Here is a 12,385-nt window from a genome sequence, read left to right as displayed (position 1 = left end):
ACCTGCTGCGGGCCCCTCACTCTTGCTGGCGGGTCGCCGCGAGAGCCCTCGACAGGGTGAACAGCTAGCGCAACCCGGGCGCCAGCAATGACGCCTACACCTGCAGCCAGAAGGTCACGGGGCCGTCGTTGAGCAGCCTGACCTTCATGTCGGCGGCAAAGCGTCCCGTCTCGGTCGGCACGCCGCTTTCCCTGGCCCTGGCAACGAAGTAGTCGTAGAGCCGCTCGGCATCGCTCGGGTGGGCACCGCCGGAGAAGCTGGGTCGCATCCCCTTGCCGGTATCCGCCGCCAGGGTGAACTGGGAGACTACCAGCAAGCTGCCCCCGACCTGGCCCACATTGAGGTTCATCTTGCCCTCTGCATCGGAGAAGATGCGATAGCCGCTCACCTTGTGCAGCAGCTTGTCGGCCTTGGTCTCATCGTCCCCCTGCTCTACCCCGAGCAGTACCAGCAGCCCTTGCCCTATGGCCCCGGTCACTTCTCCCTCGACGGTCACGCTGGCCTCGGATACCCGCTGAATCAATGCAATCACATCCCTCTCCTCTCAAAACAGAACGACCGCCGCCGTCGTCATGACGGGAGCGGTCGTTGATGCTACCAATAAATGCCCTGCCCGGGCCAACGCCTTTCCCACCCGGGGTCCGGCACACGATGGAAGGCAGGCCTCAGGCCAGCTCCTCTGCTCCCGGTTTCTCGTATTCCCCCAGGCAGGCGGTGGTCTCGGCGCCGAGCAACACCACCAACCAGCTCAGATAGACCCAGACGAACAGAATGGGGATGGTCGCCAGGGCGCCGTAGATGGCCTGATAGGAGGGAAAGTTGGTGATGTAGATGGCGAAGCCGCGCTTGGCCAGCTCAAACAGGGTGGCCGCCACCAGGGCGCCGATCAAGGCGTGGGTCAGCCGCACCTTGCAGTTGGGCACCACCGTATAGATGAGCAGGAAGCCGAACACCGAGAACAGGAACGGCAGGCTGCGCAGCACCAGATAGCCGGCGCCAAACAGGCTGTCAGCGGCAAACAGCTTCAGCGACAGTATGTAGGAGGAGATAGCGAGACTGGCCCCGATAAGCACGGGGCCCAGGGTCAGGATCATCCAGTACATGGCGAAGGCCTGAGCCAGCGGTCGATTCTGGGTCGAGCGCCAGATGTAGTTGAGGTTCTTGTCGATGGCCGAGATCAACATCAGGGCCACCACTATCAGGGCGCCTATGCCAACCGCAGTGGTGTTGGTGGCATTGGCCACGAAGCCGTCTATGTACTCCTTGAGCATCTCGCCGGCGGTGGGTACGAAGTTGTGATAGACGAACTGTTCCATCTGCTGTTTCAGGGTCTGGAACACCGGGAAGGCCGACATCATGCCGAACACCACGGCGACCATGGGCACCAGAGAGAGCAGGGTCACATAGGCCAGGTAGCCGGCGGTGACCGTCAGCCTGTCCTGCTGGAAACGACCCCAGACAAACTGGGCGAAATGGGCACCATCGTGGCGCAAGAAGGAGAGTGCGTGGGCCAGGCGGCCGCGGATTTGCTGCTGCATCTTGATTCTCGTAAGCGTCATCATGCAGATATTGTGTCAGATAGGGTGCCCATCTGACCACCCATGAGCCGGTTCAGTGCCATCCCGGAGGCGAGAAGCTACCACGCGACCATAAAAAAGAGGCCATAAGGCCTCTCTTTGGTCTGTCGATGAACAGCTATCGATCAAGCACGACCGGCGCGCTTGCGATCCATCTCGGTCAGCAGTTTCTTGCGGATACGGATGGCCTTCGGAGTGATCTCAACCAGCTCATCGTTGTCGATGAACTCGAGAGCCTGCTCCAGGGTCATGCGGATCGGCGGAGTCAGCACCTGGGCTTCGTCGGTACCGGAGGCACGCATGTTGGTCAGCTGCTTGCCTTTCAGGCAGTTGACGGTCAGGTCGTTGGAGCGGGAGTGGATCCCGATCACCTGGCCTTCGTACACTTCGGTCGCGTGACCGATGAACAGACGACCACGGTCTTGCAGACCGAACAGGGCGAAGGTCAGGGCCTTGCCGGTAGCGTTGGAGATCAGCACGCCGTTCTGACGCTCACCGATGCTGCCACCCTTGTGCGGACCGTAATGGTCGAAGGTGTGGTACAGCAGGCCGGTACCTGAAGTCATGGTCAGGAACTCGGTCTGGAAGCCGATCAGACCACGGCTCGGGATCATGAAGTCGAGACGGACACGACCCTTGCCATCCGGGGTCATGTTGGTCATCTCGCCCTTACGCAGGCCGAGTTGCTCCATGACGGAACCCTGGTGGATCTCTTCTACGTCCACGGTAACGGTTTCGAACGGCTCGTGCAGAACGCCGTCAACGGTGCGCAGGATAACTTCCGGACGGGATACCGCCAGCTCGTAACCTTCGCGACGCATGTTTTCGATCAGGATGGACAGGTGCAATTCACCACGGCCGGAGACGCGGAACTTGTCCGGATCTTCGGTCTCTTCCACGCGCAGGGCCACGTTGTGGACCAGCTCCTGGTTCAGACGCTCCAGAATGTTGCGGGAGGTCACGAACTTGCCTTCTTTGCCGGCGAACGGTGAGGTATTGACCTGGAAGGTCATGTTCACGGTCGGCTCGTCAACGGAGAGCGGAGGCAGGGCTTCGACGGCATTGTTGTCACAGATGGTGTCGGAGATCTTCAGCTCGCCCAGACCAGTGATGGCGATGATGTCGCCCGCTTGCGCGTCGGCCACTTCGGTACGGGACAGACCCAGGTAACCCAGCACCTGACCAACCTTGCCGGTACGGTTCTTGCCGTTGGCACCGACGATGGTGACCTGCTGGTTGGTCTTGACGCGACCACGGGTGATGCGGCCGATACCGATAACACCCACGTAGGAGTTGTAGTCCAGCTGGGAGATCTGCATCTGGAAGCCACCGGCGGGGTCACCCTTCGGCTGCTCGACGTTGTCAACGATGGCCTGGAACAGGGGTTCCATGTTATCGGACTCGACGCTCTGGTCCAGGGTGGCCCAACCGTTCAGTGCAGAGGCGTAAACAACCTTGAAGTCCAGTTGCTCATCGGTGGCACCCAGGTTGTCGAACAGGTCGAATACCTGGTCCATTACCCAGTCAGGACGCGCACCCGGACGGTCGATTTTGTTGATGACAACGATAGGCTTCAGACCCTGGGCGAAGGCTTTCTGGGTCACGAAACGGGTTTGCGGCATCGGACCGTCAACGGCGTCGACCAGCAGCAGCACGGAGTCAACCATGGACATGACGCGCTCAACTTCACCACCGAAGTCGGCGTGACCCGGGGTATCGACGATGTTGATGCGGTAGTCATTCCAGCGGATCGCAGTGTTCTTGGCGAGAATGGTAATACCACGTTCCTTTTCCAGATCGTTGGAATCCATCAGACGCTCTTGACCATCAGTGGTACGGTCCAGGGTTCCAGACTGCTGCAGCAGCTTATCAACCAGGGTAGTTTTGCCGTGGTCTACGTGCGCAATAATCGCAATATTGCGTAAATTCTCTAACATTCTCGCCTCAATCACCGGGTAAAATTGGGCGCTAATTGTACTCTCGCCTTTGTGATCTGCCTAGCATAATTGCAGACCATTCGCGCACAACAGGGGATCAGGATCATAGACCCCATGCTGAAAGCCTGCTTAGATGGTGGCTGATTGTGCTGGCGCACCACGATGGTGCACCAAAACGATCCAAGGTTGCACCACTTTGAAGCGCAACCAAGCATGAAAGCGGGTGTCCCGGCAGCCTGAAACGGTGCAAATGCCCTGAAATCAAGCTGTCACAAACTTGGCACGATACTGGCTTATGTGAATGTGATGACGCATTCACCCAAAGAGTTTTAACACCGGAGGTTACTTAGCATGTCAGCCCAGAACGTTTTGGCCCTGATCCAGGAACACGAAGTCAAGTTTGTTGATCTGCGTTTTACCGACACCAAGGGTAAAGAGCAGCACGTATCCATTCCCTCCCACCAGGTCGACGAAGACTTCTTCGAAGACGGCAAGATGTTCGATGGCTCCTCCATCGGCGGCTGGAAGGGCATCAACGAGTCTGACATGGTGCTGATGCCGGATCCGGCCTCCGCCAAACTGGACCCGTTCACCGAAGAGACCACGCTGAACATCGTCTGTGACGTGCTTGAACCTGCCACCATGCAAGGCTATGACCGCGATCCGCGCTCCATCGCCAAGCGTGCCGAAGATTTCCTGAAAGCCAGCGGCATCGCTGACACCGTGCTGTTCGGGCCGGAGCCGGAATTCTTCATGTTCGACAACATCACCTTCTCCAACACCATGGGCCACAGCTTCGTGAAGATCGAATCCGAAGAAGCTGCCTGGAACTCGGGTACCGAGTACGAGCACGGCAACAAGGGTCACCGTCCCTTCGTCAAGGGTGGTTACTTCCCGGTTGCGCCGGTTGACTCCTCCCAGGACATCCGCGCCGCCATGTGTCTGGTGCTGGAAGAGATGGGCCAGGTCGTTGAAGCTCACCACCACGAAGTGGCCACTGCCGGTCAGAACGAGATCGCAACCCGCTTCAACACCCTTACCCTGAAGGCCGACGAAGTGCAGGTCCTGAAGTACGTGATCCACAACGTGGCCCACGCCTACAACAAGACTGTCACCTTCATGCCGAAACCCATGTTCGGTGACAACGGCTCCGGCATGCACTGCCACCAGTCCCTGGCCAAGAACGGCGTCAACCTGTTCGCCGGCGACCTGTACGGCGGTCTGTCCGAGATGGCACTGCACTACATCGGCGGCATCATCAAGCACGCCAAGGCCATCAACGCCTTCGCCAACCCGACCACCAACTCCTACAAGCGTCTGGTGCCGGGCTATGAAGCCCCTGTCATGCTGGCCTACTCCGCTCGCAACCGCTCTGCCTCCATCCGTATCCCGGTGGTGCCGAGCCCGAAAGCCCGCCGCATCGAAGTGCGCTTCCCGGATCCGGCTGCCAACCCCTACCTGGCCTTCGCTGCTCAGCTGATGGCCGGTCTGGACGGCATCATCAACAAGATCCATCCGGGCGATGCCATGGACAAGAACTTGTATGACCTGCCGCCGGAAGAAGCCGCAGAAGTGCCGACCGTTGCCGGTTCCCTGGACGAAGCCCTGTCCGCACTGGATGCTGATCGCGAGTTCCTGACCCGTGGCGGCGTGTTCAGCGACGACTTCATCAACTCCTACCTGGAGCTGAAGCAGCATGACGTGGATCGTGTCCGCATGACCCCGCACCCACTGGAGTTCGAGCTGTACTACTCCGTTTAATCCGGTGCCCATTGCTTCATCATGACAAACCCGCCATCTGGCGGGTTTTTTATCTAAGGGGCTGAAATATCATGACTCATGGCATGATGCCTCAGAGTCGTCCGGCTCATCGAGCCCATGCTTCACCGCACATCCGACAATAGGCCCGACATTTTTTTCTCTGATAGGATTAAGGTGAACCCCGTCAAGGAGAGATGGATGAAAACAGTACACCCGACATGGACGCTGGGCCTCTTGCTGATGATCTCCTGCACCGCCCAGGCGGCCAGAGTCTATTCCTGGGTCGATCCCAAAGGGGTAACGCATTACACCGATGCCCCTCCCCCTGGCAAGAACGCCAGGGAATTAGACCTGCGGGTCTCCCCCCTCATCGGCACCTCACCCCATTCGGTCCAGGTTGATGATTTCAACCATCTGACCGGTGTCGATGCAAGGAAGGCTCTGGAAGCCGCCCCTCTGGAGATAGAGCTGCTCTCCCCCGAGCCGGGCAGCACACTGCGCGACAACACGGGCAACATCGTCTTCCAGGCACAGGTCCATCCCCAGGCGCCGGTGCAATATGACGTACGCCTGCTGCTGAACGACAAAGCTATTCCCCTCGTTCACAACAGCCTGGCCATCCGGGTGGAGAACCTGGATCGTGGCGCCTACGAGGCGCGGCTCGAGCTCCTCGCCAAAGACGGTACGATCCTTGCTAAATCCAAAGCAGCCACCTTTTACCTGCATAGAACGACTGTGAATCAGGCTCCCAAAGCCACCCCCAAGGCCAATTAGGGGTGATGTGACGCACCGATGCGGGTAAACTCAATGCACCATATCGGTGCATAATAGGTGTAAAGCACCGTTTTAGGGAGAAACCTGTGCCAACCCGCCTGGATCACGCCAAGACACTCTTGGACAACCTGCTGACCGCCGTCATCCTGATGGATGAACGGCTCTGCATTCAATTCGTCAACCCGGCGGCCGAACAGTTGCTTTCTCTCAGCGAACGGCGACTGATCGGGATCGAACTGCCCCATCTGCTGGAGCACATCTCCCTCGACCTGCAACGATTCAAGCAGTGCCTCATTTCAGGGCAGGGCTTCACCGACAGCGAAGTCACCTTGGTGGTGGAGGGAGAGCCCAGGCTGGTGGAGATCAGCGTAAGCCCCATGGCCGACCACGAGCAGCGGTTGATGGTGGTGGAGCTGCGCAAGATCGATCAACAGAAGAAGATCAGCCAGGAGCTGCAGCAACATGCCCAGCAGCAGGCCGCCAAGGAGCTGGTGCGCGGGCTGGCCCACGAGATCAAGAACCCCCTCGGGGGCCTGCGCGGCGCCGCCCAGCTACTACAAAAGGAGCTGCCGGACCCGGCCCTGCGTGAATACACCGGTATCATCATCGAACAGGCCGACCGCCTGCGGGTGCTGGTCGATCGGCTGCTCGGCCCCCAGCGGCCGGGACGCCATCAGATGCACAATGTGCATTCGGTACTGGAGCAGGTGCGCCGCCTGGTGGATCTGGAACTGCCGCCCCAGATCCGCATCGAGCGGGATTACGACCCCAGCATTCCCGAGTTCGAGATGGAGCCGGACCAGCTGCAGCAGGCGTTTCTCAACATAGTCCGCAATGCCGCCGAGGCCCTCGGTGATCAGACCGGGCTCATTCGCATCAAGACCCGCACCGCCTTCCAGATCACCATCCATGGTCAGCGCTATCGCCTGGCCGCCGAGATCAAGATCATCGACAACGGCCCCGGCATTCCCGATGCCATTCGCGACACCCTCTTCTATCCCATGATTACCGGCAAGGAGGGGGGCACCGGCCTTGGCCTCTCCATCGCCCAGAATCTGATCGATCAGCACAAGGGACGCATCGACTGCATCAGCTGGCCCGGCCACACCGAATTCACCATCTATCTACCACTTCGCAAGTAAGGGAACCTCATGACAGCAAAAGTGTGGATCGTCGACGACGACAGCTCCATCCGGTGGGTCCTGGAGCGTACCCTTGGCAGCGAAGGCTTCGAATGCGAGAGCTTTGCCGATGGCGAAGCCCTGCTGAGCTCGCTGGAGATGCGCTCACCGGACGTGATCCTCTCCGATATCCGCATGCCCGGCATCGACGGCCTCAGCCTGCTGGAGCAGATCCATCGCCGTCAGGCGGATCTGCCCATCATCATCATGACAGCGCATTCGGATCTGGACAGCGCGGTCAACGCCTACCAGCGCGGCGCCTTCGAATACCTGCCCAAGCCGTTCGACATCGACGAGGCGGTCACCCTGGTGCGTCGTGCCGAGAACCATCTGAAAGAACAGCGAACCAAGCGCAAGGCGCGCCAACAGGAGGCCACCACCACCCCGGAGATCATCGGTGAGGCCCCCGCCATGCAGGAGGTATTTCGCGCCATCGGTCGACTGTCGCGCTCCAGCATCTCGGTACTCATCAACGGCCAGAGTGGCACCGGCAAGGAGCTGGTCGCCCATGCTCTGCACAAGCACAGCCCGCGCGCCCACAAGAATTTCATCGCCCTCAACATGGCCGCCATCCCCAAAGATCTCATCGAATCCGAGCTGTTCGGTCATGAAAAAGGGGCCTTTACTGGTGCCAACAACATACGTCACGGCCGTTTCGAGCAGGCCGACGGCGGCACTTTGTTTCTCGATGAGATAGGCGACATGCCGCTGGACGTCCAGACCCGGCTGCTGCGGGTGCTCGCCGACGGTCAATTCTATCGGGTAGGCGGCCATCAACCGGTGCAGGTGGACGTGCGGATCATCGCCGCCACCCACCAGAATCTGGAGAAACGGGTCGCCGACGGCGAGTTTCGGGAGGACTTGTTCCATCGCCTCAACGTCATCCGCATCCATATCCCCGCCCTCAAGGAGCGCCGCGAAGACATTCCCCAGCTCGCTCAGCACTTCCTGCTCAGAGCCGCCAAGGAGCTGAACGTGGAGGCCAAGAGCCTGCACCCTGATACCCAGACCTACATCAGCCGCCTGCCCTGGCCGGGCAACGTGCGCCAGCTGGAGAACGTCTGCCGCTGGCTGACCGTGATGGCCTCGGGCCAGGAGGTGCTGGTCGGCGATCTGCCCACAGAGCTGCTGACCCCCATTACCAGCACGGCGGAACCAGGCCAGCCCGCGCTGACCGGTGGCTGGCAGCAACAACTACAGGACTGGGTGGGCGCCAAGCTGGCGCTGGGGGAGACCGACATCCTGGCCGATGCAATGCCCCAATTCGAGCGGATCATGCTGGAGACGGCGCTGGAGCACACCCATGGCCACAAGCAGGAGGCCGCCCGCCTGCTCGGCTGGGGTCGCAATACCCTGACCCGCAAGCTCAAGGAACTCGATATCCCCTGAGTTCTCGGGAAAAACGATTCCCATCACGCCTTGAGGGAAAGCCTGACCAATCACACCCCGTTTGCCCGCAAACGGGGTATCTTTTTCAAGATCCCCGCCTAGAATGACAGGCTTTCCAACCCGACTCGCAGAAGGCGCCACCATGATTGACAGATCCCTCCCCCTGACCGACCTGCACCGCCATCTGGATGGCAACATCCGTCCGCAGACCATTCTCGAGCTGGGTCGCCTGCACAACATCCCGCTGCCAGCCGATGAGCTGGAAGCGCTGCGCCCTCACGTGCAGATCGTCGAGAACGAGCCGAGTCTGGTGGCCTTCCTGAAGAAACTGGACTGGGGCGTGGCCGTGCTGGCCGATTACGACGCCTGCCGCCGAGTCGCATACGAGAACGTGGAAGATCTGCTGCGTGCCGGTATCGACTATGCCGAGCTGCGCTTCAGCCCCGCCTACATGGCGATGGCCCACAAGCTGCACCCGCAGGGGGTGGTGGAAGCCATCATAGACGGCGTGGCCGCCGGCAGCCGCGACTTCGGCATCAAGACCAACCTGATCGGCATTATGAGCCGCACCTTCGGCACCGAACAGTGCAACAAGGAGCTGGCAGCTTGCCTGGCCCATCGAGACAAGCTGGTCGCCATCGATCTGGCCGGTGACGAGCTGGGCTTCCCGGGGGAACTGTTCACCGACCACTTCCGCAAGGTGCGGGATGCGGGCATGCGGGTGACGGTGCACGCCGGTGAAGCGGCCGGCCCCGAGAGCATGTGGCAGGCCATTCGCGATCTCGGCGCCGAGCGTATCGGTCACGGCGTCAAGGCCATCCAGGACCCGGCCCTGATGGCCTATCTGGCGGAGCACCGCATCGGCATCGAGTCCTGCCTTACCTCCAACATCCAGACCACCACGGTCGCCAGCCTCAGCGATCACCCGATCCGCCAGTTCCTGGCCGCCGGCGTGCTGGCCTGCCTCAACACCGACGATCCCGCAGTGGAAGGCATCGACCTGCCCCACGAATACGAGGTGGCCGCCCCGGCCGCCGGCATGACGGAGAGCGAGATCCGCACCGCCCAGCGCAATGGTCTGATGTTGGCCTTCCTGAGCGAGGCCGAGAAGGCCGAACTGAGCGCCCGCGCGGCTCAGCGCTGAGTGCTGGCAAGCCCAATAAAAAAACCGCCGAGAGGCGGTTTTTTTATGTTCAGCGCCGACCGACGGCTCAGATCACCCGGGAGAACTGCTGCTGACGCGCCTTGCTGCGCAGGTAGACGTCGAAGCACATGCAGATGTTGCGAATGAGCAGCTGACCGGTGGAGACCACCTCCAGTCCGTCGTCGTTCATACGTACCAGGCCATCATCGATGAAGGTCTGCAGCAGCTTGAGGTCCTCGGCGAAATACTCCTTGAAGACCAGGCCATGGGCCTGCTCGACGGCGGCGAAGTTCAGGGAGAAGTCGCAGATGAGGCGCTTGATCACCTCGCGGCGGATCAGGTCGTCCCGGTTGAGGGAACACCCCTTCCATTGGGCATGGCCGAGCGTCTCCACCTGGGCGTAATAGGTTTTGAGATCCTTCTGGTTCTGGGAATAGGCATCCCCCATCATGCTGATGGAAGAGACCCCCAACCCCAGCAGATCGCAATCCCCCTGGGTGGTATAGCCCTGGAAGTTGCGATGCAGCTTGCCCTCGCGCTGGGCCACCGCCAGTTCGTCATCGGGCTTGGCGAAGTGATCCATGCCGATGAACTGATAACCCTGACCGGTGAGGAAGGCGATGGTGTCCTGCAGCATGGCCAGCTTCTCCCGGGGGGCCGGCATGTCCTCCTCCTTCAGCTTGTGCTGGGCGGCGAAGCGGCTCGGCAGATGGGCATAGTTGAAGATGGAGAGGCGGGCCGGATCCGTCTTGAGCACCTCCTCCAGAGTGTGGTGGAAGCTCTCCCGGTTCTGGTGCGGCAGGCCGTAGATGAGATCCAGGTTGGTGGAGCGGAATCCCAATGCCCGGGCGCGCTCCAGCATGGCGCGGATGAAGTCGTTGTCCTGCTCACGGTTGACTGCGACCTGGACCGCCTTGTTGAAATCCTGGACGCCGAGGCTGATGCGATTGAAACCGAGCTCCCGCAGCACATCCAGCATGGAGAGTTCGATCTCGCGCGGGTCGACCTCGATGCTGATCTCCCCTGCGTCCGCAAACTGGAAGTGCTCCCGCAAGATGGCCATCAGGCGACGAGTCTGCACCTCGTTCAGGTAGGTGGGGGTACCGCCACCCCAGTGCAGCTGAGTCACCAGCCGGTCCTTGAACAGGGGGGCCTGTGCCTTGATCTCCTGCTCGAGGTAATCGAGGTATTGATCGGCCTTGTGCTGGTGACGGGTGATCACCTTGTTGCAGCCGCAGTAGTAGCACAGCTTGTGGCAAAAGGGGATGTGCACGTAGAGCGACAGATTGCGCGCCGGATACTGGCCTGCGGCCTGGACGAAGTCCGGATAACCGAAGCCCTCGTTGAACTCCAGTGCGGTAGGATAGGAGGTGTAACGCGGGCCACTGTAGTTATATTTCTCGATCAGGGCCTGATCCCACACAATCTGTTCTGCTTGCACGCTTGCTTCCTCTTTCTTTGTTATCCAGGGCTCACCGGCTTAGCTGAAAGTCCTTCAGTCGGGCGACATCCTTGAGGATCTGCGCCTCCAGCTCGGCCTCGTAGCCGCTGCGCTCGAGATCCATCTTCATCACTTCGTTGCGCTTGAGGGCTCGCCTCGCTTCGTGAGTCGGCATCTCCTTCACCTTCTCGTAGAGGCCATAGAGACCGGGGAATTCACTGGCGAAGGCTCGTCCTCCCTTGATCTGCAAGGCGTCCAGCAGGTTGGTCAGCCGGATGGCCCCCTCCGAGTAGTCGCACTGACCATCCCGTACCGCATGGGCGATCACTCTGACGCTGTCGAGGATGCGCTCGTTGCGGGCCGCAATGGCTTGCCGCTGCATTTCGTGCTGACGCTTGAGACGCGCCAGCAGGGTGCCGGCATAGACAGCCAGCCCCAGCAAGACAAGGCCCCCCAGCAGGGCGGCCAGCATCCATCCACTCATCACTTCTTCTTCGGCTCGGGCTTGGGTTCAGGCTGATAGTCAACCTGGCTGAAACGCTCCCACAGCTCCTCCTCGGAGGCCGGCTGTCTCGGCTCTTCATACTCGACGTCATCAAAATCACCGTCGTCATCTTCGTCGGTGTCTATGATGCCGAGCTCGTCCATCAGCTCCTGATAGCGATCGACACGCTGATCGACCCAGACCTGCTCGGCCGCTTCCAGGGTTTCACCGGCATCCAGTCGATCCAGCAGATCGTTCAGGCGATCATCATTCTCGATGGAGGCCAGCTCCTGCTCGGGTGTCATCACCAACTTCTTCTCTTTTTGCGGCTTGGGCGCCACCGGCTTGCTCTGCTTCTCTTCCACGATCAGCACGACCGGCTTGCGGGAGCCGATACGCGGATCCTTGGCCTGCTTGCCATTGCCGCCCTTGTTGCCCTGCTCGACCTGTTGACGGGAGCCCGCCTTCAAGCCCTTGCGCTTGGCGGCGCGTTTGCGCTCACGACCTTCCAGGGCACTGGCATCTGATTCTTTGCGCTTGCCGGTAGGCTTGCGGATGGGTTGTTTGGCCGACATGAATGACTCCGACAAATAACTGGATTGAAACCCCCGGGATTGTTTCGTCCGGGGAGGATGCTGAAGCGGGGAACAGTAAATCTGGAACAAGAGTGGGATCCCGCACCAATTCGACCATATTC

Annotated in this window: 11 protein-coding genes; 5 read left to right on the top strand and 6 right to left on the bottom strand. The window is 60.4% G+C overall.

What is annotated here, in order from left to right:
* Positions 1 to 94: 94 nt before the first annotated feature.
* The 3 genes from dtd to typA all read right to left on the bottom strand — a co-directional run bounded on the left by dtd (position 95) and on the right by typA (position 3,514).
* The gene (gene dtd / locus PG898_RS17400) at positions 95 to 532 is read right to left on the bottom strand and encodes a D-aminoacyl-tRNA deacylase (RefSeq protein ID WP_270824671.1); all 438 of its coding nucleotides are present in this window, start codon (positions 530 to 532) and stop codon (positions 95 to 97) included.
* 133 nt (positions 533 to 665) lie between these two features.
* Positions 666 to 1,538 carry a virulence factor BrkB family protein gene (locus tag PG898_RS17395; RefSeq protein WP_042648881.1) on the bottom strand — a complete coding sequence of 291 codons (873 nt, stop codon included), beginning with the start codon at positions 1,536 to 1,538 and terminating at the stop codon, positions 666 to 668.
* Positions 1,539 to 1,702: 164 nt separating this feature from the next.
* Positions 1,703 to 3,514: a translational GTPase TypA gene (typA, locus tag PG898_RS17390; RefSeq protein WP_041206669.1), complete on the bottom strand. Its 1,812-nt coding sequence runs from the start codon at positions 3,512 to 3,514 to the stop codon at positions 1,703 to 1,705.
* A 351-nt stretch (positions 3,515 to 3,865) separates the two neighbouring features.
* Between typA and glnA the strand changes: the two genes are divergently transcribed.
* From glnA to add, 5 genes are all read left to right on the top strand, one after another.
* Complete coding sequence (glnA, locus tag PG898_RS17385) at positions 3,866 to 5,275, top strand: glutamate--ammonia ligase (protein WP_025325354.1); 1,410 nt, start codon at positions 3,866 to 3,868, stop codon at positions 5,273 to 5,275.
* Positions 5,276 to 5,473: 198 nt separating this feature from the next.
* On the top strand, positions 5,474 to 6,049 hold the full coding sequence (locus tag PG898_RS17380) for a DUF4124 domain-containing protein (protein WP_270824670.1): 576 nt from the start codon (positions 5,474 to 5,476) through the stop codon (positions 6,047 to 6,049).
* Positions 6,050 to 6,135: 86 nt separating this feature from the next.
* Complete coding sequence (gene glnL / locus PG898_RS17375) at positions 6,136 to 7,191, top strand: nitrogen regulation protein NR(II) (RefSeq protein ID WP_042648883.1); 1,056 nt, start codon at positions 6,136 to 6,138, stop codon at positions 7,189 to 7,191.
* Between the two features lie 9 nt (positions 7,192 to 7,200).
* The gene (gene glnG / locus PG898_RS17370; protein WP_041206666.1) at positions 7,201 to 8,619 is read left to right on the top strand and encodes a nitrogen regulation protein NR(I); all 1,419 of its coding nucleotides are present in this window, start codon (positions 7,201 to 7,203) and stop codon (positions 8,617 to 8,619) included.
* 142 nt (positions 8,620 to 8,761) lie between these two features.
* A complete protein-coding gene (add, locus tag PG898_RS17365) occupies positions 8,762 to 9,763 on the top strand; it encodes an adenosine deaminase (RefSeq protein WP_270824669.1) in 1,002 nt (333 codons plus the stop codon).
* A 67-nt stretch (positions 9,764 to 9,830) separates the two neighbouring features.
* Here the strand turns inward: add and hemN are convergent, their stop codons facing one another.
* From hemN to yihI, 3 genes are read right to left on the bottom strand one after another with little or no spacing between them, the layout of a single operon-like run.
* Positions 9,831 to 11,204 (bottom strand): oxygen-independent coproporphyrinogen III oxidase, encoded by a 1,374-nt coding sequence (gene hemN, locus PG898_RS17360; RefSeq protein ID WP_270824668.1) that lies wholly within the window; start codon positions 11,202 to 11,204, stop codon positions 9,831 to 9,833.
* A gap of 31 nt (positions 11,205 to 11,235) precedes the next feature.
* On the bottom strand, positions 11,236 to 11,676 hold the full coding sequence (locus PG898_RS17355) for a DUF2489 domain-containing protein (RefSeq protein ID WP_263684938.1): 441 nt from the start codon (positions 11,674 to 11,676) through the stop codon (positions 11,236 to 11,238).
* Between the two features lie 11 nt (positions 11,677 to 11,687).
* Positions 11,688 to 12,263: a Der GTPase-activating protein YihI gene (yihI, locus tag PG898_RS17350; protein ID WP_270824667.1), complete on the bottom strand. Its 576-nt coding sequence runs from the start codon at positions 12,261 to 12,263 to the stop codon at positions 11,688 to 11,690.
* Between the last annotated feature and the right edge of the window lie 122 nt (positions 12,264 to 12,385).

It is taken from the genome of Aeromonas sp. QDB31 (assembly GCF_027707605.1).
Lineage (GTDB): Bacteria > Pseudomonadota > Gammaproteobacteria > Enterobacterales > Aeromonadaceae > Aeromonas > Aeromonas media.
Note: the sequence above shows the minus strand (reverse complement) of the source record. Positions and strands in the feature narration are given on the sequence as shown.